Source organism: Arsenophonus endosymbiont of Aphis craccivora, from assembly GCF_013460135.1.
In the GTDB taxonomy this organism is placed as follows: Bacteria; Pseudomonadota; Gammaproteobacteria; order Enterobacterales; family Enterobacteriaceae; genus Arsenophonus; species Arsenophonus nilaparvatae.
The window spans coordinates 778860-801437 of record NZ_CP038155.1 but is presented as its reverse complement, the minus strand read 5'-3'; the positions used below and the strand labels follow the sequence as shown (position 1 = coordinate 801437).

General features: G+C 38.2%; 18 protein-coding genes and 2 pseudogenes. 5 read left to right on the top strand and 15 right to left on the bottom strand.

Annotated features, from left to right (window positions below):
* Positions 1-14 precede the first annotated feature (14 nt).
* The 13 genes from wzyE to trxA form a co-directional block, all read right to left on the bottom strand.
* Positions 15-1352, bottom strand: a complete 1338-nt coding sequence (gene wzyE / locus E3U36_RS04280; RefSeq protein ID WP_180817206.1) for an ECA oligosaccharide polymerase — start codon at positions 1350-1352, stop codon at positions 15-17.
* A complete protein-coding gene (locus E3U36_RS04275; RefSeq protein ID WP_180817205.1) occupies positions 1352-2434 on the bottom strand; it encodes a TDP-N-acetylfucosamine:lipid II N-acetylfucosaminyltransferase in 1083 nt (360 codons plus the stop codon). Before E3U36_RS04275 ends, wzyE begins: the two co-directional genes overlap by 1 nt.
* Complete coding sequence (wzxE, locus tag E3U36_RS04270) at positions 2431-3681, bottom strand: lipid III flippase WzxE (RefSeq protein ID WP_180817204.1); 1251 nt, start codon at positions 3679-3681, stop codon at positions 2431-2433. The genes E3U36_RS04275 and wzxE overlap by 4 nt, the downstream gene beginning before the upstream one ends.
* Entirely contained in the window at positions 3668-4813 is a 1146-nt protein-coding gene (rffA, locus tag E3U36_RS04265; protein ID WP_180817528.1) for a dTDP-4-amino-4,6-dideoxygalactose transaminase, read from the bottom strand. The genes wzxE and rffA overlap by 14 nt, the downstream gene beginning before the upstream one ends.
* Complete coding sequence (gene rffC / locus E3U36_RS04260; protein ID WP_369412953.1) at positions 4800-5549, bottom strand: dTDP-4-amino-4,6-dideoxy-D-galactose acyltransferase; 750 nt, start codon at positions 5547-5549, stop codon at positions 4800-4802. The genes rffA and rffC overlap by 14 nt, the downstream gene beginning before the upstream one ends.
* Positions 5500-6381, bottom strand: a complete 882-nt coding sequence (rfbA, locus tag E3U36_RS04255; protein WP_180817203.1) for a glucose-1-phosphate thymidylyltransferase RfbA — start codon at positions 6379-6381, stop codon at positions 5500-5502. The genes rffC and rfbA overlap by 50 nt, the downstream gene beginning before the upstream one ends.
* Positions 6382-6397: 16 nt before the next feature.
* On the bottom strand, positions 6398-7474 hold the full coding sequence (gene rfbB / locus E3U36_RS04250) for a dTDP-glucose 4,6-dehydratase (RefSeq protein WP_180817202.1): 1077 nt from the start codon (positions 7472-7474) through the stop codon (positions 6398-6400).
* Entirely contained in the window at positions 7465-8727 is a 1263-nt protein-coding gene (gene wecC, locus E3U36_RS04245) for a UDP-N-acetyl-D-mannosamine dehydrogenase (protein WP_180817201.1), read from the bottom strand. The genes rfbB and wecC overlap by 10 nt, the downstream gene beginning before the upstream one ends.
* The gene (gene wecB / locus E3U36_RS04240) at positions 8724-9854 is read right to left on the bottom strand and encodes a non-hydrolyzing UDP-N-acetylglucosamine 2-epimerase (RefSeq protein WP_180817200.1); all 1131 of its coding nucleotides are present in this window, start codon (positions 9852-9854) and stop codon (positions 8724-8726) included. Before wecB ends, wecC begins: the two co-directional genes overlap by 4 nt.
* 119 nt (positions 9855-9973) lie before the next feature.
* On the bottom strand, positions 9974-11032 hold the full coding sequence (wzzE, locus tag E3U36_RS04235) for an ECA polysaccharide chain length modulation protein (RefSeq protein WP_180817199.1): 1059 nt from the start codon (positions 11030-11032) through the stop codon (positions 9974-9976).
* Between the two features lie 31 nt (positions 11033-11063).
* Positions 11064-12146: a UDP-N-acetylglucosamine--undecaprenyl-phosphate N-acetylglucosaminephosphotransferase gene (gene wecA / locus E3U36_RS04230; RefSeq protein WP_180817198.1), complete on the bottom strand. Its 1083-nt coding sequence runs from the start codon at positions 12144-12146 to the stop codon at positions 11064-11066.
* Positions 12147-12387: 241 nt separating this feature from the next.
* The gene (gene rho / locus E3U36_RS04225; RefSeq protein ID WP_180817197.1) at positions 12388-13647 is read right to left on the bottom strand and encodes a transcription termination factor Rho; all 1260 of its coding nucleotides are present in this window, start codon (positions 13645-13647) and stop codon (positions 12388-12390) included.
* Positions 13648-14226: 579 nt separating this feature from the next.
* Positions 14227-14553 carry a thioredoxin TrxA gene (gene trxA / locus E3U36_RS04220; protein ID WP_032114322.1) on the bottom strand — a complete coding sequence of 109 codons (327 nt, stop codon included), beginning with the start codon at positions 14551-14553 and terminating at the stop codon, positions 14227-14229.
* 121 nt (positions 14554-14674) lie between these two features.
* Here trxA and rhlB point away from each other — a divergent pair, with 121 nt between their 5' ends.
* Both rhlB and gppA read left to right on the top strand, forming a co-directional pair.
* Positions 14675-15961 carry an ATP-dependent RNA helicase RhlB gene (gene rhlB / locus E3U36_RS04215; RefSeq protein ID WP_180817196.1) on the top strand — a complete coding sequence of 429 codons (1287 nt, stop codon included), beginning with the start codon at positions 14675-14677 and terminating at the stop codon, positions 15959-15961.
* Positions 15962-15969: 8 nt separating this feature from the next.
* A complete protein-coding gene (gppA, locus tag E3U36_RS04210; protein ID WP_180817195.1) occupies positions 15970-17475 on the top strand; it encodes a guanosine-5'-triphosphate,3'-diphosphate diphosphatase in 1506 nt (501 codons plus the stop codon).
* Between the two features lie 26 nt (positions 17476-17501).
* Here gppA and rep read toward each other — a convergent pair whose 3' ends face one another.
* Positions 17502-19520 (bottom strand): DNA helicase Rep, encoded by a 2019-nt coding sequence (rep, locus tag E3U36_RS04205; RefSeq protein ID WP_180817194.1) that lies wholly within the window; start codon positions 19518-19520, stop codon positions 17502-17504.
* A gap of 471 nt (positions 19521-19991) precedes the next feature.
* On the opposite strand from rep, the gene E3U36_RS04200 reads away from it, so the two are divergent.
* The 3 genes and pseudogenes from E3U36_RS04200 to E3U36_RS04195 form a co-directional block, all read left to right on the top strand.
* Entirely contained in the window at positions 19992-20174 is a 183-nt protein-coding gene (locus E3U36_RS04200; RefSeq protein WP_180817193.1) for a calcium-binding protein, read from the top strand.
* A 3-nt stretch (positions 20175-20177) separates the two neighbouring features.
* Positions 20178-20228, top strand: a pseudogene (locus E3U36_RS13170) (hypothetical protein); the annotation flags it as partial.
* Positions 20229-20240: 12 nt separating this feature from the next.
* Positions 20241-20633, top strand: a pseudogene (locus E3U36_RS04195) (M10 family metallopeptidase C-terminal domain-containing protein); the annotation flags it as partial.
* Between the two features lie 421 nt (positions 20634-21054).
* Here E3U36_RS04195 and ilvC read toward each other — a convergent pair.
* A complete protein-coding gene (gene ilvC / locus E3U36_RS04190; RefSeq protein ID WP_180817192.1) occupies positions 21055-22530 on the bottom strand; it encodes a ketol-acid reductoisomerase in 1476 nt (491 codons plus the stop codon).
* Positions 22531-22578 lie beyond the last annotated feature (48 nt).

Below are 22578 nucleotides of genomic sequence, written 5' to 3'. Positions count from 1 at the left end.
AGCTATTATTTAGCTTATTTTTTACAATCATTCGTGGTATATATGCGAATTAAACCGGCTTTGGCAAATAACCAATAAACCAGTTTGGCAACAAACAAACAAAGCACAAATACCAAGCCAAAAAACACCACCCGCGATACAAAAGAGTCTATACCTTCACGAACCAGGACAATAATATTAAAAATAGCGCCAAAACAGAAAACTTGCAGAATAACGGCTTTATAATGATTAATTTCAATCTTACTTTTTTCATAAAGACAATCAAACCATTTAATAATCAAGCCAACGCCAATTGCACCGATAGGAATAAAAATAACCCCACCCATAACCACTAAAGAACCAATTAATGTGGGCGATATAGCTAAACCAGAGTGATTATTAAGCACTTGCCAGGTAAAATAATTGGCTGAATTCAATACCGTATCAGGTCGTTCAGGCCATATCCAAGTGGGAATAAAAACATAAAAATCACGTACAATAGGCGCTAATCCTTGGAATTCGATTTTGTCATAGTTATCAAGTAACAGAGCCAAATTTTCCCATGGCGAAAAGGTATCACGCGTTAAATAGAGAAAAGTATAAAAAGCTTCCGCACCACTAACATCTAATCCATAACGCTTTAATGCTAACCAAAACATACCAATAATGCTAATAACACCAGCGATAATTAGCATCCATAAATTAATCCAGCCACGGACGATACCGATAAATAGGAAAAGCGCAAAGGCGATAATAATATTAGCCCGTGTTCCACCGACAACCAGATAAGTGAGTACCCCAAAAGCAACTGTGCTAAAGAGAAAAAATAACCAGCGGTACTGGGTCGGCTTTAAAAAATAGACAATTAACATTGCCGGAATGAACAAATAAAAAAAACGTTTTAATGCTACACTTGAAACTCCACTAGAAAAAATCTGACTATAAGACTGTAAACGAAACAGTAAAAAACCATTTTGTAAGAAAAATATTGCTACTGTCACTATAGCAATGAGCATCAACAAGAGACAAGTTAGCCGCGTTTCTACCCCATTCATAGTGAATAACGACTGTTCAGATTGTTGGACACCCGTTCGCAAGCGGGTTTTGTAAGCGATATAATAAACAATATAAAACCTGATGGATGATAGCAGCGCATTCAATAATGCATTGGTTGATACCACATTAACATCAAATTGAAAAACAAGTAATCCCGTTAATGGAAAACCAAAGTAGAATGTTAATAAATAAAGTAGAGAGAAAAAGATATTAAAATTGAAGCGTACTCGTCGAAATTCACGATATGTTAGTGCCAAAATTAATATCAGAGAGATAAAATAGACAATCGATAGGCCACCAAATTCCATCATAGTCATTACTGCTCTCCTATCAATGTTAATGCAGCTTGCCATCCTTTAATAAAATTAGGGTTGAAAAAAGCCATTTGGCTTCTATCCGTTAACATCATTTTCTGTCGCAGGGTATCCAGTTGCAGTTCATCTAATTGATCATCATAAAATAGAAAAGGTACAGACTGCTCAATAAGATCCTGCCAAAAGTAATTTTGCCGGCTAATAATAAAAGGAATGCCAAACTGAATTAATAAGCACAATGTGCCTATACCTTGCTGTCGTTTGAAAATAAAGTAACCTAAATCACAACAACGCAGTAAAGTGAGATAATCATCAAAAGCCATTTTTTCCTTAATAATTGTCACTTCTCCATTAGGAAAATAATTTTCGGCCGCTTGGGCCACTTCGGCAATATATACTTGATTATTAGCGGGATATCCCATAGGAAAAAAAATTTCGACCGGCTGAAAAGCAAACTGCTTTTTAATAGCCTGCAAAGCTTCAATATGTCGATTGGATTTATCACCTGAGTTACCAACCAAAATTGTCACTTTATCCGTTTGATTAATAGATTTTTCATAGACGGTTAAGGCTGGATCCATTTTGGTTGGAAAATAGAGTAGTGATGTTGGTATAGCTGGATTTAACTGAGAAAAATAATTTAAGTCCCCTCGGGTAGCAAAAACATGCCCTACCCGTTTAAATGCCAGCCGCCGAAAATAATAAAATAATTTAAATTTCAATGCAGCTGAGTCTTCATAGAGATCAGCTCCCCAAATATGCCATAAAAATTGTTGTCGACGTATCTTGCCAAACAATAATGCCAACCAAATTGATACATTAAATTGACCATGAAAAAAGAATTGGCAATTTCTATCTGCTTTTGCTTGTATAGCGATAACTTTAGCAATCGCTTTTTTATTATCAAATTGGTTAATGTGTAGTCGTGGATAGCGTGATGCTAGATTGATGTCACGGCTAACAACCATAAACTGTCTTTTTTCTGGTGATGGTATTGACGAAAATAAAACATCATTAAAAAATGCTAACACTGTCTGGTTATGATGTGGGATATCAGAGCCTAATACATGGATTAAGGTTTTCATGTGCGCCTGCTGTAAAGATAGAATATGCCACTACAAAGCATAAAATAAACAATATAAGTTGCCATATAAGCCTGGGCAGCACCTAACGCGCCGTAAGCTGGTATTAACCAATAAGCAAACCCTGTTAACAGCGCAAATTGAGTCACCTCCGTTAAAATGTAAAACCGTAATGCGGCCTTAGCAATAACTAAATAACCAAATACATAAGCGCCTACTTTCAATACATCACCAATCAACTGCCAAGCAAAGAGATCGCGCATTGCAATAAACTTATCGGAAAAAAGCAGCCAAATTGCCAGATCTCGTAATAGCCATACGGTAAAACTGGCTAACGCAACCGCCGGTAAAACAAACTTCAAAGCTTTAAAAATTTCTGCACTAATCTCATCTCTATGATGCAATTTAGCTAAAGTTGGCAATAAATAAACGGTAAAAGATGCGGTAATAAACTGTAAATAGGCATCTGAAATACTACTCACTGCCTGCCAAATGCCCACTTCATCCCAACTATAACGCTTAGCCAATAAATTTCTCATCATAATATAAGCAACCGGCAACGTGACTGAGGTTATTAACGCCATTAAGGTGAATTTAGCTAAGTGATGACCAATGGTACTATTCCACCTTGGTTTAAAATATGACCAATTCAGCTGTTTATGACGTAAGATCATGATCGCGGCTGGTACAACAATTAATGCAGGAACTAAAGCCAATCCTATTAGCGCCCCGTGATAACCATTTAATCTAAAACAAAAATAGTAAGCAATCACACCTGCTAAGCTACCAACGATAATCGATAGTGCATTACCTTTCGCATCACGGTAACCTTTTAGTATCGCCAAAAAGTAATTCGCATAAGCGATCCCCATTTGTATCAATCCTAAGGCACAAATAACCATTTGATAATGGGTATGACCAAATAGCGCCAGACTGATAAATGAGCTAAATAGTAAAAAAATAAACGCTAATAGGGTTGAAAAACCCAAAATAATTAATGATGAGGTACCTAATACAGCACCTAGTTTTGTTGGTGTCTGATGATATTCAGCGACATATTTAGTTACGCCATTGAAGATCCCTGCACCAGATAAAACACCAAGTACAGTAATTAGTTGACGGAAATTTCCCGCCTGACCAACACCGCTTGTACCAAAAGTGACTGCCAATAATTTGATAACCACTAACCCAGCCCCAATTTTTATTAAGGTTGAAATAGCTGTCCAAACAGACGCTTTAGCTAATGACATATTCAGCAAAAAAACATTGGATTTGATTTATCACTTGTTGCTGCTCTTCATCGGTAAGATTATAAAACATCGGTAAACGAACTAAACGATCACTTTCCTTCGTCGTATAACAATCATCACCATGAAAACGGCCAAATTTATGACCTGCTGGACTAGAGTGTAAAGCAACATAATGAAATACTGACAAAATATTTGCTGCTTGCATATGCTTATTAAACGCGGTTCTTTGTTCAATATCTTTTAATTTGATATAGAACATATGGGCATTATGTTCTAGATCTGCCGGTATAACCGACAAATCTAATTTACCTACTTCAGCGAAAGGTTTAAGCGCCTGATAATAGTTTTTCCATAAAGCTAGCCTACGCTGATTAATTTTATTCGCTTGCTCCAATTGCGCCCATAAATAAGCCGCTTGTAGATCTGACATTAAGTAACTAGAACCAATGTCTCGCCAAGTATATTTATCAACTTGGCCACGGAAAAATTGACTACGATCCGTGCCTTTTTCCCGCACAATTTCTGCTCGCTCGATAAGTGACGGTTCATTAATCAGTATCGTTCCCCCCTCACCACCGGAAGAGTAATTTTTTGTTTCATGAAAACTATAACAACCAATATGCCCTATCGTTCCAAGCGCTTTCCCCTTATAAGTGGACATAACACCTTGAGCCGCGTCTTCAACAACATAGATATGGTGTTTTTCTGCCAATGCCATAATGGTATCCATCTCACAAGCCACACCAGCATAGTGAACAGGGACAATAGCGCGAGTTTTGGCCGTGATCGCCGCTTCAATTTTAGTCTCATCCATATTCATGGTATCAGGCCGTATATCGATAAAGACAATCGTGGCGCCACTTAGCACAAAAGCATTAGCAGTAGAAACAAAGGTAAAACTTGGCATAATGACTTCATCACCAGGTTTAATATCAAGCAAAATCGCCGACATTTCCAAAGAGGCGGTACAAGAAGGTGTCAACAGCACTTTCGGACAGTGGAAATGCTTTTCCATCCACTCTTCACAACGCTGAGTAAAGTGCCCATAACCACATAATTTGCCACTCTGCATGGCTTCTTGCATGTAACTTAATTCAGTACCAATAACCGGTGGTTTATTAAATGGGATCATGTCGTCCTCGATATAACCAATAAGCTGTGCTTTCAATTTGTGCACCCATTTGTGAATAGAGACGCATAGCAAAAATATTGCTGATTTGAGTCGCTATCCTTAATCGCTCTACCCCTTGCTGCTCACACCATTGACAGGCGGCTGCTAGTAATTGTTTACCAACCCCTTTGCCCTGATGGGCTGGAGCGGTGGCTAATAAACCAATACGCGCCTCTTTTTCAGTTGGCAGTTTCCTTATGGTGACAAAGCCTTGAATATTTCCTTGCTTATCATTAACTAATAAACAAAGATCATCAAAAGTACCCTTAACTGCTTTTTCAAGCCAAACAGAATAAAAACGGGCATTATCTGTTAATCGATACCAGGGCGGGCGAAAACGACTATATGAAAAAGCCTTAGCCGCAATACTTTTCAATATTTCAATATCCTGTTCCGTCGCCACAGCTAGATCTAAACTATGCTTTTTTGCCCTACTAGCAATATTTAGACAAAAATCGATTTCACTTTCTACCAGCCAAAAACCCATCGCCAATATTGCATCAATCAGTTTAGTATCAGCGGTAGCAATTTTAGCTTGCACAATATCGTAGTCAGCTAGTTGATCTAATGAGACAATTGGCGCATCGGATGCAAAATGTAACTTGGCCGTTTTACGCTTAAAGCAAGCACTTTCCCAACTGAGTATTTCAATATTGGCGTGGATAGACATGCAGCAAATCCTGTAAATATTGCCCATACCCGGTTTTCGCCAGTTTTTCCGCTGATTTTCTAACCTGTTCATTCGTCAACCAACCGTTACGCCATGCTATTTCTTCCAGACAAGCGATTTTAAATCCCTGCCTTTTCTCAACGGTTTGCACAAACATACTCGCTTCAATCAAACTGTCATGGGTGCCAGTATCTAACCAGGCAAATCCGCGGCCTAACAGCTCAACATTTAGTTCTCCACGCTCAAGATACATTTGATTCAGACAGGTGATCTCAAGTTCTCCACGTAGCGAAGGTTTAATTTTTTTAGCAAAGTCAATTACTTGATTATCATAAAAATAAAGGCCAGTAACCGCCCAGTTAGATTTAGGTTGCTGAGGTTTTTCTTCAATAGACAGTACTTTGAACTTTTCATCAAATTCAACTACGCCAAAACGTTCAGGATCAATCACCTGATACGCAAAAATTGTTGCTCTCGACTGACGAGCCACCACAGATTGCAATTTATCGCTAAAAGCCTGCCCAAAATAAATATTGTCACCTAATATCAAACAGCAAGCATCATCACCTATAAAACTTTCACCGATCAAAAACGCCTGCGCTAATCCGTCCGGCGAAGGTTGTGCGGCATAACTGAAATGAACACCGAAGGCATCACCATCGCCAAGTAACCTTGGATAATTAGGCAGATCTTCAGGCGTGGAAATAATCAATATTGCTCGGATACCTGCCAACATCAGTACCGAAAGCGGATAGTAAATCATCGGCTTATCATAAATAGGTAACAGTTGTTTAGAAACTCCTCGTGTAATAGGGTACAAACGGGTTCCTGAGCCACCAGCCAAAACAATGCCTTTCATCACCTCTCCTCGTTTCCTATTTTGTCGCGATGCCTAGACGTTCACCTGCATATGAACCGTCTTGCACATGGCGCCCCCAGGTTTCATTGTTCAAATACCATTCAATGGTTTTACGAATACCTGATTCAAAGGTCTCTTGTGGCTTCCATCCTAACTCTTGTTCTATCTTGCTAGCATCAATGGCATAACGGACATCATGGCCTGGACGATCCGCGACATAGGTAATTAAATCACAATAGTGAGTCACGCCTTCAGGCTTAACCGGACGTAACTCTTCCAGCAAGCAGCAAATTGTCTTTACTACATCAATATTGTTACGTTCATTATGGCCACCAATATTATAAGTTTTACCTGCATCGGCTTGACTAATGACTAAGTGTAATGCACGGGCATGATCTTCAACATACAGCCAATCACGTATCTGTTCACCTTGACCATAAACAGGCAATGATTTACCAGCTATTGCGTTCAAGATCATCAAAGGAATTAATTTTTCAGGAAAGTGATAAGGGCCATAATTATTTGAGCAATTGGTCACCAAGGTCGGTAAGCCATAAGTACGCTGCCAGGCTCTAACTAAATGGTCACTGGAAGCCTTCGAAGCTGAGTAAGGGCTACTCGGTGCATAAGGGGTTGTTTCGGTAAATAGCCCCTCAGTGGTATGCAGATCGCCATAAACTTCATCGGTAGAAATATGATGGAAACGAAATGACTGTTTTTTCTGTGAGTTCAAATGATTCCAATAATTGCGAGCAGCCTCCAATAAAAGATAAGTACCGACAATATTGGTTTCGATAAAGGCGGCTGGCCCATCGATCGAGCGATCAACATGACTTTCTGCCGCTAAATGCATAATGGCATCAGGTTGATATCGCTGAAAAATTTCATCAATTGCCGATCGATCACAAATATTTATTTGGGCAAAAGCATAGCGAGTACTTTCTCTCACTGACGCTAACGATTCCAGATTACCAGCATAAGTCAAATTATCAACCACTAGCACACTATCGTTAGTATGCTCAATGATATAACGAACAACTGCCGAACCAATAAATCCAGCCCCACCAGTAATTAAAATACGTTTCAACGCCAAACTCCTTTGGTATCAACTACCCATTTTTGTCGGATTTGTTCACCCTTAATCGCCTTAAATTGTTTATGATCAACCAGTAACAAAATAATATCTGCATTAGCAGCGGCAACTTCAGTAGAGATCAATTGACAAAGACCTTTCAGTACATTTGGCAATTCATTAATATTAGGTTCTACTACATAAGTGGTACCAGTATGCCAATCTGCAATCATTTTAGTGATTTGCATAGCGGGGCTTTCTCGTAAATCATCAATATCAGGTTTAAAGGTTAAACCGAAGCAGGAAATTTTAATTTCATTTGCCCGTTTGCCTGTTTCGGTTAAACAATCAGCTAATACTTTCTTGACCTGATCGACCACCCAAATTGGCTTGCTGTCATTAACCAAACGGGCTGTCTGGATCAAACGAGATTGCTTTGGATTCTGAGCAACAATGAACCAAGGATCGACGGCAATACAATGGCCTCCAACACCTGGACCTGGCTGTAAAATATTGACCCGCGGGTGACGATTGGCCAAATTAATCAACTCCCAAACATTAATCCCTTGTTCTGCGCAAATAAAAGAGAGTTCATTGGCAAAAGCAATATTTACATCGCGAAAACTATTTTCTGTCAATTTACACATTTCTGCCGTTTTGGCATTGGTGATCACACATTCACCGGTAAGGAAAATACGATATAACTCACTGGCCCGTTGGGATGATTTCATCGTCATGCCGCCGATTACCCGATCATTTTTGATCAGCTCAACCATGACTTTGCCCGGTAAAACCCGCTCAGGGCAATAAGCAATATCAATATCTGAGTTTTCACCCTGTTGCTGTGGAAATGTCAGATCAGCTCGCATAGCTGCTAGCCGCTGTGCCATTTGCTCAGTCGCTCCAGTTGGAGAGGTAGACTCTAGAATAATCAAATCGCCTTTTTTCAATAATGGCGCTATTGATTCTGCCGCTGCCATGACATAAGAGAGATCAGGCTGATGATCATCTTTAAACGGTGTAGGAACCGCAATTAAAAACGCATCTGCCCTTTGCGGTGTAGTAAACGCTTTTAAATAGCCAGCTTCTACGTCTGTTTTTACCGTTTTATCTAAATCGGGTTCAACAATATGAATTTTACCTTGATTAATCGTATCGACCGCATGTTGATTAACATCAACCCCAATTACTTTTTTCTGCCGAGCAGCGAAAGCGGCAGCAGTCGGTAAACCGATATAACCTAAACCAATAACAGAAATAGTTTCAAAACTCATAATGTCACCTGATTTGTCTTCAACGCTTCAAGAATTCGCTGGCATGCTTTACCATCACCATAAGGATTATGCGCCCGGCTCATTTTCTGATAAGCATGGTCATCCGTAAGTAATTGTGTTACCGCTTGAACAATATTTTCTGTTTGCGTACCCACTAAACGTACCGTACCAGCTTCAACCGCTTCAGTTCGCTCAGTAGTATCACGCATCACTAATACTGGCTTACCTAAAGCTGGCCCCTCTTCTTGAATACCCCCTGAATCTGTCAGGATCAAATAAGCGTTATTCATTAAATAAATAAAAGGTAAATAATCCTGTGGATCAATCAGGTTTATATTATTAATACCCTGCAAAATGCGTTGCACTGGTTCACTGACATTAGGATTAAGATGAACCGGATAGACAACTTGAACATCAGCATGATTTTTGGCAATTTCAGCTAATGCATGACAAATACGTTCAAATCCGCTACCAAAACTTTCCCGCCTATGCCCTGTAACCAGTAGCATCTTTTTATTTTGGTCAAGAAAAGGGTATTGCGCGGCAAGGCTTGTTCGTATTGTGGCATCATTGATAACTTTATCACGCACCCAAAACAACGCATCGATTACAGTGTTACCAGTAACAAAAATACGATTAGCAGGGATCGATTCATGCTGTAAATTTTTTCGTGAATACTCGGTAGGCGCAAAGTGATACGTTGCCAGATGGCTGGCAATTTTACGATTGGCTTCTTCCGGCCAGGGAGAATATAAGTTACCAGTACGCAATCCTGCTTCAACATGACCAACCAGAATACGCTGATAAAAAGCAGCCAGGCTGGTTGCCATCGTGGTAGCAGTATCACCATGAACCAATACCACATCGGGTTTAAAAGATAACAATACGGGTTTTATTCCTTCAAGAATACGACAGGTAATATCCGTTAAATCTTGTCCCGGTGTCATAATATCTAAATCATAATCAGGTGTTATCTCAAAAAGATGCAATACCTGATCCAACATTTCTCTATGTTGAGCAGTTACGCAAACTTTCGACTCAAAAGCCTTATCGTTTGTCAAAGCATGTACCAGTGGAGCCATTTTTATGGCTTCAGGACGAGTACCAAACACAGTCAACACTTTCACAGTGACTCTCTTTTTATTTTAACCTCATCTACTAATGAGATGTATCATCAATAATGATTTTACCTTCAACATATCAATAGTTTGTTGAAGTCATCTATTGCAATATGTTTAGCAAATAATTAGGTATTACGCCTTAACAACACAATACCTATTCCACTTAAGGCACCAATCATTCCCCAAATGACCATAATTAATGCTCGACGAGGGCTATCACGTTTAACGGGATCTTCTGGTGTTCTTAAATAGCGATAAGTTTGAAAATTATTCTCAAGAGCTGGTTCTACATTTAATGTCGTTAACATCGCTATATTTTGATCATAGCTTTCATCATAATTAGGCCCTGTTGCCTGTAATGTCTCAATTTGTGATTGTAATAATGAAGTACCTAATAGAAACATTTCTGAATCAGGCAGCTGATCGATGGGGACATCAACTTTGTTACGTGAAATACCTTGCTTTTGCGCAACTTTGAAAGATTGCTTTAGGTTATTTAAACGCCGTTCATAATTTGCCTTTGCGACCATTTCCTGGCGTTTAATTAATGCTTTTAAAGACTGTGCCTTTGCTGCCCACGCGCCTTTAATCTGTTCATTAAGATTAAAACTAGCTCGTTTGTTGGCAAAAGAAATATATTCACGTAGTAACCTGTTTGCATCAGTAGCCGTTTCAGCAACTAATTTTACATTATCATGAAGTATCTTATTATCATCTTGGGGAGTGAATTGAATATCATCAATTAATTCATCAAGTAATGCATCATCAGCCTTAGCATTTCCTTCCATGCGGGTTTTATAGTAATCACTATTTAACCAAAACTCTCGCCTGGTATCATAAGAACCTACTTGAGTAGTAAATTCTTGATAAACCTGATTCGAAATTGTTGGCAACTGATTATCCTGTGTTTCATTAATATGCGAATCCAAATTTCGCAAAAATTGCTGCTGGGAATAATATGCACCTAAATTACTAATTGTAGGTAAATCAGTGACAGCATTAGCACTCCATTTTTGTTGCATCATGTAAGAAACGATCAATGCAACAGCTGCAAAAATAAATGCTAAAGAGATAATCCATATTTTTCCTTGCCATAGCGCATAAAATAAACTTCTAATATCTAGCTCATATTCAAGAGACTGTGAGTGAGAATTATGTTGGGGTTGTGTTTCTGATTTTGTCACTGGTATGAAACTCCTTTAAACATTTGTTTATTTATTTTGCTATACGTTGCATCCGACGTTTAACACGTTTCACAAAACGCGCCACTTTCCAAGCACCTTTAATACAGTAGCCATAGATAGCAAATATAAGCAAAAATAATGCCAATATCACCCATTCAGGAATAAAATTTGAACGTTCACCGATCATACCTACCTCTGCTAAAATAGCTGCCGACACTGTAATCAAGATAAAAGCCTGACTTGAGGTAAAACCTGAACGCATAATTAAATGATGAATATGTTGTCTATCTGGTGAAAAAGGACTCATTCCTTTACGTAGACGCCGATACATAATGGCAATCATATCCATCAGAGGAATAGCAATAATCCAAAGGGCAGTCACTGGTTTAATCGACGGTTGCTCACCTTGTGTCGAAATCAACAGCAACCAAAGAATAGTAAAACCAATTAATGTACTACCCGCATCCCCCATAAAAACTTTATAACGCTTTCCTAATAAACCTAAATTCAGGAATATATAAGGGAGAATGGCACCAATAACAGCAAAACACCAAAAAGCTAATGCCATATTGCCATTTTGATAAAGCAAAATGCCTAATGCAGCAAAGGAGACACAAGAAAGCCCACCAAGCAGACCATCAATACCATCAACCATGTTAAAAGCATTGACTGCGCCCCAAACAGCAAATAATGTCATTAAATAGCTTAAAGGCCCCAACGTTACATGCCATGGCCCAAAAGCATAACCTAAATTATCTAACTTTAGACCAGCAAAATAAATCATGACCAACGCAACAATAGCTTGAATAGTTGCTCGAATTTTAACACTAATATCAAAGCGATCATCCAATACTCCAACAAATACCAAAACCCCAGCACAAATCAAATACAACCATTTATGAGGAATATATTCGGGCGTAATCATGAATGCCAAACCGATACCAAAAAAAACCGCAATACCACCAACCAAAGGAATTTCTCCTTGGTGTTTTTTTCGATGATTAGGTTCATCTACTAGACCAAATCTTTTTGCCACTTTTCTCGCTATAAATATGAAAATCAGAGAAAACAAGAAAACCCAAAAAACGTCGATTAGTAAATTTAGTGTGTGCACAATATTTACTCTCTTATAATTTTTTTAGAAATCATCCACTGCACCCATTTCCATGTATAGACTATAAATGTACTTTAAGTTAGCGTATATGTAACAATAACGAAACATTTCCATCATCTTGCACTGCTTATTAGTAAGCAAAATTTATACCAAAACAGATGCTATTGGATAACAAAAACGCACAAAATAAAACGCCACATAAAAGTGGCGCTTTTCAATAACTCATTAAACAAACAGCAATTTAAGAACGCTTCATAAAATCGAAAAATTCATCGTTCGTTTTCGTCATTGCTAATTTATTAATTAAAAATTCCATTGCATCAATTTCACCCATAGGATGAATAATTTTACGCAATATCCACATCTTCTGTAACTCATCCGGTAAGGTCAATAATTCTTCCTTACGAGTACCAGAACGATTATAATCAATCGCCGGGAAAACACGTTTTTCCGCTATTTTCCGCGACAAATGTAGCTCCATATTGCCGGTGCCTTTAAACTCCTCGTAGATTACTTCATCCATTTTGGAACCGGTATCAACTAATGCTGTAGCAATTATCGTTAGGCTTCCACCTTCTTCTACATGACGTGCAGCACCAAAAAAACGTTTCGGACGGTGCAAAGCATTTGCATCCACCCCACCAGTCAATACTTTTCCAGAGGAAGGAACCACTGTGTTGTAAGCACGAGCAAGACGCGTAATCGAATCTAAAAGAATGATGACATCTTTTTTGTGTTCAACTAAGCGCTTAGCTTTTTCTATTACCATTTCAGCAACCTGAACATGACGAGATGCAGGTTCATCAAAGGTTGATGCAATGACCTCACCTTTAACCAGGCGCTGCATTTCGGTCACTTCTTCTGGTCGCTCATCAATTAGCAACACCATCAAAACACAGTCTGGATAATTATTGGCAATATTAGCTGCAATATTCTGCAATAACATGGTTTTACCTGCTTTTGGTGGAGCAACAATTAAACCACGCTGCCCACGCCCAATCGGTGCGGCCAAATCCAGAACACGAGCAGTCAAATCTTCTGTTGAACCATTGCCTCGCTCCATACGTAGACGGTTATTAGCATGCAGCGGTGTTAGGTTTTCAAACAGGATTTTACTACGGGCGTTTTCAGGTTTATCAAAATTGACTTCATTAACTTTTAGTAGGGCAAAATAGCGTTCGCCTTCCTTAGGAGGACGAATTTTTCCTGATATGGTATCTCCGGTTCGTAGATTAAAGCGACGAATCTGACTAGGAGAAACATAAATATCATCAGGACCTGCTAGATAAGAGCTGTCAGCAGAACGAAGGAATCCAAATCCATCCTGCAAAATTTCTAGCACGCCATCACCAAAAATATCCTCTCCACTTTTCGCATGCTGCTTCAAAATCGAGAAAATAATATCCTGTTTTCTCATGCGGGCTAGGTTCTCTAGCCACATACTTTCGCCAAGAGTAATCAATTCAGATACCGGCGTATTTTTTAATTCGGTAAGATTCATAATGGTGGGTTCTTAAACTCGGGGTATATTTTTTGAACTATGAACAATAAATAGTATAGCAATCTCTAAGTGCCTATTTAAATAAAAATACAAAAACCTTAACCATTCTTGATGAATATATCAATTTCATTAGGATATAAATTCATGTAGTCGCAGTAATTTGTTAATTTACTACCTTAGATAACATTCTTTATACAGCAAAGACAGAATAAGACTATAAGAATTCATCTCAAAGTTGATGAGAAAATCTTACTTTTTACTTCTTAGGCCCTACACAACAGCACCAAGCAAATAACAAATGGAACATGTCTGTCTAAAAGAATTATTTCTATGAGAGTCAATGGAATTCAAACCATTGTAGGATATAGATTATCCAGAGATAACAAATATGTCTATACAATAACATATTCAATATGTACACATTAAGATAAAAACGCGTATCATATTAAGTAGTGACGCTAAATTACCATGCTTCAAAGCAGACGTCTAGCTATGAATTGTATAAAAAGCAGACGTCTAATAGCAAATTGAGAAAAATATGAGCCTACTAAACGTCTGTTGTTAATATTTTACGGGAAATTAGATATTTTTGTCTAAAAATTCTTTTAATTGAGTTTTAGACAAAAGACCAACTTGCTTATTAATCAGCTCACCGTCTTTAAAAAGTGCTAAAGTAGGAATGCTACGAATACCATATTTAGTCGCTGTTTCAGGATTATCGTCAACATTCAATTTTCCAATAATCAATTTAGCTGCATATTCATCAGCAATTTCGTCTAAAATGGGAGCAATCATTTTACAAGGGCCACACCATTCTGCCCAAAAATCAACTAATACTGGCTTTGCTGCCCCTAGGGCTTTTGTATTAAAATCTCCATCAGATAGATGAATAATTTTGTCGCTCATTGCGATACTCCAAGGATAAAATTTTTATGCTGTTTCAGTCTAACATTAATTTAACCATGTTTGCTTTATTTCAAACAATCTTCTTTCATAAAGCAACCGTTAACTGATATTCTAACACACTATGAGTAAAACACATTTGACAGACAAGAAGTTTATAGACTTCGCCTTACACCCTAAAGTTATTGAAGCCCTTAATAAAAATGGCTTTCATAACTGTACGCCGATACAAGCGTCAACATTGTCTTTTACTGTCGAAGGCCGTGATGTTGCGGGGCAGGCACAAACAGGAACGGGTAAGACATTGGCTTTTCTTACCTCAACATTTCATTATTTACTAACACATCCAACAAATTCAGAACGACAGGTTAACCAACCCAGAGCGCTAATTATGGCTCCTACACGAGAATTAGCGGTTCAGATATATACTGATGCAAAAGAATTAGCCGCTATAACGGGCTTAAAAATGGGTTTAGCTTATGGTGGTGATGGCTACGACGAACAACTGCATGTGCTCCAGTCGGGTGTAGATATTCTTATCGGTACGACCGGGCGTTTAATCGATTATACCAAACAAGGCCACGTTCATTTAGGTCTCATTCAAGTGGTTGTACTTGATGAAGCTGACCGTATGTATGATCTTGGTTTTATTAAAGATATTAGTTGGCTATTTCGTCGAATGCCACCCGCCACTCAACGCTTGAATTTACTATTTTCCGCAACACTTTCTTATCGTGTTCAAGAACTGGCATTTGAACAAATGAATCAACCCGCATATATTGAGGTAGAACCTCAACAAAAAACAGGTCATCGCATTAAAGAAGAACTTTTCTATCCTTCTAACGAAGAAAAAATGCGTCTGTTACAAACGTTAATCGAGGAAGAGTGGCCCGAAAGATGTATAATTTTTGCTAATACCAAACATCGCTGTGAAGATATCTGGGCTCATCTTGCTGCTGATGGTCACCGCGTTGGCTTATTAACTGGCGATGTAGCACAAAAAAAACGGCTACACATTCTTGAACAGTTTACTCAAGGCCATTTAGATATCTTAGTTGCAACAGATGTTGCCGCCAGAGGTTTACATATCCCATCTGTCACTCATGTATTTAATTATGATCTACCTGATGATTGTGAAGATTATGTTCATCGTATTGGTCGTACCGGCCGCGCCGGTGAGAGTGGTCATTCAATTAGTCTGGCTTGTGAAGAGTATTCTTTAAATCTACCTGCTATTGAGGAGTATATTCAGCATCAAATCCCTGTCAGCAAATACAACAGTGAAGCATTATTACAAGATTTACCTACACCAAAACCACGTCGTCGTTCACGTACTAATGGAACACGTCGTAACAATAATAGCCAAAGCCGACAGAATAATTCACGCAACAATCGTAAACGTCCGAGCTAATAAATATTATGTTAAAATCATCGCTTTATGCAGCAATCGATCTTGGTTCTAACAGCTTTCATATGTTAGTAGTACGAGAAATTTCTGGTTATGTACAGACCCTTGCTCGCATCAATCGTAAAGTCAGACTGGCCGCGGGTCTCGATGAAAATAACTATTTATCTCAACAAGCCATGGATCGTGGCTGGCAATGTCTGCATCTTTTTTCCGAGTATTTACAAGATATTCCTACTGAACAAGTACAAATTGTTGCTACAGCAACACTTCGTCTAGCTAAGAATGCCGACCTCTTTATTAATCAAGGAGAAAATATTCTAGGGCATCCCATCAGAATCATTACTGGAGAAGAAGAAGCTCAACTCATTTATCAGGGAGTAGCATATACCACTGGCGGTTCAGATAAACGACTAGTGATAGATATTGGGGGTGGTAGTACTGAAATCATTACCGGTACCAATGTTAAACATAATCAACTTGTTAGCCTTAATATGGGTTGCGTTACCTGGCTTGAACACTATTTTAAAGATCGTAATCTAACCGAAGAAAATTTTGCGCAAGCTGAAACTACCGCGCATAAGATCATTAAACCTATCGCGAACCAACTTATTGAGCAAAGTTGGCAAATTTGTGTCGGCGCTTCAGGTACAATACAGGCGATTCAAGAAATTATGCAGGCCGCTGGCATGGATGAACGTATTACGCTAGATAAATTACAATTATTAAAAAAAGTGGCAATCACCTCAGGAAAATTAGAAGAGTTGGAAATCAAGGGGTTAACACTAGAAAGTGCGCTAGTTTTTCCCAGTGGTTTAGCTATTCTAATCGCCATATTTGTAGAATTAAAAATCGATCATATGATATTAGCAGGTGGAGCATTGCGTGAAGGATTAATCTATAACATGCTTGATCTGCCTGCAAAACAGAATATACGTGTAGTTACACTCGCTAATATTCAAAATCGTTTTCAAGTTGATATTGAGCAGGCTAATCGAGTAAAAAGGCTAACCGAATATTTTTATTCACAATTAAAGAAAAACTTTTATCGTGATAATCACCAAGTTGATGAGCTATTAAAAGGTGCCAGCGCTCTAAATGAAATTGGCTTAAGTATTTACGCTCGTCATGCTACTAACCATGCCCATTATCTGATCAGCCATCTTGATATGCCAGGTTATACGCTTACGCAAAAACGCTTGTTAGCGGCGTTGCTAAAAAATCAAACTGGCCCAATTGAGTTAGCGGAATTGACTCAACAAAACGCGATTCCCCTCCAACATGCTATTCTTCTTTGTCGCCTTTTGAGACTAGCGATTATTTTTACTCTTCCTAGTCGTTACAATACCATACCGTTATTAAGGCTTAGAGCAAATAAAGAAACCCTGATCCTAACATTACCTCATCAATGGTTATTGGAACATCCACTTTGTTATGAAAATTTACAGCAAGAAATTCAATGGCAAAGTAATATCAATTGGCCTTTGATACTAGAAGGACAAACTGAATTAACTCAATAAACTCAATCTTTTTTAGTTAGTAAAATTTATTTTTTATTTAACCCCAATCTCGCTCTGATATCAGCAATCGCAGACTGTCCTTTTTCCATTCGCTGTTCTGCAGTAACTATCTTTTTATTTTGTTCCCAGAGCAAATCATCTTGAGGTAACTCATGTAAAAAACGACTAATTTCTGGTCGAATAAGTTCACCATATTGACGTCGCTCCCGACAATGAGTAAAAAATAACGCTCGTTGAGCACGGGTTATCCCTACATAAGCAAGACGGCGTTCTTCATAGATATTATCTTCATCAATACTGGTTTGATGGGGTAACAACCCCTCTTCCATACCAACTAAAAAAACGTAAGGAAACTCTAGTCCTTTTGAGGCATGCAGAGTCATTAATTGTACCTGATCTAAATCTTCTGTCGTTTCTCCACGCTCCATCATATCCCTCAATGTAAAGCGCGAGACAACCTGCGATAAGGTCATCGCCTCATCGATATCGTTGCCATTAACCATTTCATCCATCCAACCAAACAGTTGGTTAACATTTTTCATCCGCATCTCAGCCGCTTTGCTACTAGTTGATGTCTCGTATAACCAGCTTTCATAATCAATGTCATGCAGTAGATCTCTGACGGCAAGTAGTGGCTCGCGTTCAGCACGTTTGGCAATATTGGCTAACCAATGGGTAAAATGTTGCAATGCTGTCAAACCACGACCGGTTAAAGTTTGTTCAAGGCCGACATCAAAGCTAGCATTAAACAGGCTTTTTTGGCGCAAAATTGCCCATTCACCCAATTTTTGGATGGTTTTTGGCCCAATTTCACGTTTCGGTGTATTAACAATACGGAGAAATGCACTATCATCATCTGGATTAGTGAGGATCCGCAAATAAGCCAATATATCTTTAATTTCTGCCCGTGAAAAAAATGAAGTGCCACCTGAAATACGGTAAGGAATACGATTTTGTAACAATAATTTTTCAAATAGTCGTGATTGGTGGTTACCACGATATAAAATAGCATAATCTTTATATTGGGTTTTATTGATAAAATGGTGGGCAACCAATTCGCCGATCACACGTTCTGCCTCATGATCTTCATTGTTAGCCGTGATAACTTTTAGCGCTTCACCATAACCCAATTCAGAAAATAACTTTTTATCAAAAACATGTGGATTATTAGCAATCAATATATTAGCGGCTTTCAAAATCCGGCCAGAAGAGCGATAATTTTGCTCCAGTTTGATCACATTAAGCTGAGGGAAGTCGTTTTTTAGTAACGCTAAATTTTGTGGTTGAGCACCACGCCAGGAATAAATAGATTGATCATCATCACCAACAACGGTAAAACGTCCACGTTTACCCACTAACAATTTAACCAGTTGATATTGGCTAGTATTGGTATCTTGATATTCATCCACAAGCATATAACGGATCTTTTGCTGCCAACGCGAACGCACTTCTTCATTCTCATCGAGCAAGCGAGTTGGTTTAGTAATTAAATCATCAAAATCCAGCACATTGCAGCTCGATAAATGTAATTCATAGCGCTGATAACATTCAGCAAACAGCTGATCTTTTTCCGATTTTACCTGCGCCATAACTTGTCTGGCAGTTAATAAATCACTTTTCCAGTTAGAAATTGTTGACGCTAATTGGCGTAACAGATCTTTATCATCTGCTAATAAATCAAAGGTTAGCTCTTTTAGCAAGGCCATTTGATCGTGTTCATCAAACAATGAAAAATTGGCTTTTATGCCTAATGCACTATGTTCCCGTTTAATAATTTCCAATCCTAGGGTATGAAAAGTTGAAATAATTAATCCTCTGGTTTCTTTTTTTCCTAGCGTTTGTCCTACCCGTTCTTTCATCTCTCTGGCGGCTTTATTGGTAAAAGTGACTGCCATTACCTGACGTGGTAAATATCCACGATGACGAATTAAGTAGGCTATTTTATTGGTAATAACGCGAGTTTTTCCTGAGCCCGCGCCAGCCACCACTAAACAGGAACCGTCAACATATTCAACCGCTTGTTGTTGATTGTAATTTAATCGCATAGCGTATTAACTGAGTATTTGTCATTATTCATCATAAGCTAAAATTGTATCAGAAAGAAAATCAGTGAAAAATGTCATAAAAAAACCCGCTATTGGGTGATAAAAATATAATTGCTGAAAACCCATATCAGAGATAAAGTTGTTCTACCCTCGAATCATGACGAATTAGGGTAACTTTTCCAAAGCTATTTCATAACGTTAATAAAAAAACTTTAAAACAATTAGTTAGGGTTTGATTGTCGTTGATTTACTCCAGGCTAAACTCTCTAGTATATTTGAACTAACTATGAGTGCACAACTATCATTGTAGTTACTGCTTAAAAATGGGAGTATTTATGACAACTACCCACTAACCATCTTTTAAAAAAATCAAAAATTTCAAAAATCTGCACAAATGCAGTAAAAGCTATGAGTACTTTTAGCCTAAATTTCTAATCTAATCAGATACAACTAAATAAAGGAAATTCTTATATGCCAAATAATTCAATGTGCTATGGTACTGACAAAAACGATGATCTATACGGTAGTGATAGTAACGATACGTTATTTGGTAATAACGGCGATGATAAATTATCCGGTGGTAAGGGGAACGATATTTTATTCGGCGGTTGTGGCAATGATCACCTATCCGGAGGTAGTGGTGATGACCAATGATTTGGTGGTAGTGGTAACGATCACCTATTTGGAGATAGTGGTGATGACCAATGATTTGGTGGTAGTGGTAACGATCACCTATTTGGAGATAGTGGTAATGATAATTTATACGGCGATAAAGGCGCTGATAGATTAACTGGTGGTGAGGGTAATGATACTTTTAACTACTTGTCACTAGATGATTCTTTGTCTGAATCGACAGATACCATTACTGATTTTGAGATGGGTAAAGACAAAATTGATATTTCCACACTTAACATAGACTCTGATGATAATTTTGTTGCTATTCAATTAGTCGATCATTTTACTCATAGAAAAAATGAAATGTTATTTAGTTACAGTGAACAAGAAAATCTAACAAAATTAATGTTGGATCATGATGGTGATGGAGTCGATGAATTCCAAATCAACATCATAGGAAAGATGAATGATATAACTAACATTAAATTACTTATGTAAATAATTTACCGGCCTAGATAAAAGTTTGTCTATCTTGTTCTTCTCTTTTTTACTTTCTACTATTTATTGCTCCATCGTTAATGCTAATGTCGTTATTTTTTTACTGTTCATGGTGTTAATGATTAATGCATTAATCATAGGCAGTGAATATTGTATCATATCGCTTTATATTCCCTTTCCACTCGAGTACTGACTCTATCGGCAGATATTTCGGTTTGAAACTCCCACCAAATACGGGTATATAGCAATACCCGATAGTGGTTTGCATTATTATGGCACGCGAAAAATCTGTGTCCGTTTGAATTACACTCTAACTTAGTATGTGCTCTCTAACTTCAATCGTATAATGGAGAAACTTAAAAATTGCGTAGCTATATTTTTAGCCTATCAATAGCGCGGTAGATAAAATTTACCGTTTACATTATGCAACAGAAGCAATACCTTTCATATCAGTCATATAATTACGCAGTTTATTACCTATGACCTCAATGGGATGACTACGGATCGCTGCATTGATATCCCGCAATTGCCTATTATCAATGTGGCTAGCGGCCATATTTTTCGCTAAGTCACCTGGCTGTAAAGTTGCCATAAAATCCTTGAGTAAAGGTATTGCAGCAAAAGAGAATAGATAATTACCATATTCTGCAGTATCGGAAATCACGACATTCATCTCATATAAACGTTTCCGCGCAATGGTATTCGCAATCAATGGTAATTCATGTAATGATTCATAATAAGCAGACTCCGCAATAATACCGGCTTGCAGCATAGTTTCATAGGCTAATTCAACCCCGGCTTTAGTCATCGCAACTAATAAAAGACCATGGTCAAAATAATCCTGCTCTAAAATTTTCCCATTATATTCTGGATAATTTTCAAACTCTGTTTTCCTGGTTTCTGCCCGCCAAGACAGTAAATTTTTATCATTATTATTCCAATCTGCCATCATGGTAGATGAAAATTTGCCGGACATAATGTCGTCCATATGTAGTTGAAATAATGGCGCCATGATTTCTTTTAGCTGTTCAGATAATGCAAATGCCCGCAATTTAGCTGAATTAGATAAACGATCCATCATCAGTGTAATACCGCCGTGCTTTAAGGCTTCGGTGATCGTTTCCCAACCATATTGTAATAATTTTCCTGCATAACCCGGCTCAATACCGTCTGCAACCATTTTGTCATAACAAAGCAAGGAGACAGCCTGAAGCATGCCACACAAGATGGTTTGTTCACCCATCAGATCTGATTTTACTTCGGCAACAAAAGAGGATTCCAGAACACCCGCGCGATGACCTCCTGTCGCAGCAGCCCATGCTTTCGCAATGGCTATTCCTTCACCTTGCGGATCATTTTCCGGATGAACGGCAATCAACGTTGGTACGCCAAAACCACGCAGATACTCTTCACGTACTTCGGTTCCCAGGCATTTCGGCGCAACCATAATAACGGTAATATCCTGGCGGATCTGTTCACCTACCTCAACGATATTGAAACCATGTGAGTAACCTAATGCTGCACCTGGTTTCATTAATGGTTGAATGGCTTGTATCACAGCAGAATGTTGTTTATCTGTGGTTAAATTAATGACTAAATCCGCTTGTGGAATTAATGTTTCGTAACTACCAACAGTAAAACCATTTTCTACCGCCTGACACCATGAAAGGCTCTTTTCTTCAATCTCTTCTTTGCGCAATGCATAGGCAATATCCAGACCTGAATCACGCATATTCAATCCCTGGTTTAGACCTTGCGCACCACAGCCAACAATCACAATTTTTTTATCTTTTAAATAACTGGTTCCATCAACAAATTCATCACGGGCCATAAAACGACACTTACTTAATTGCAATAATTGTTGGCGCAGATCTAAGGTATTAAAATAATTAGCCATCGATTAATTTTCTTCATAATTTCAGTAATTTATTGTACATTTTCTATT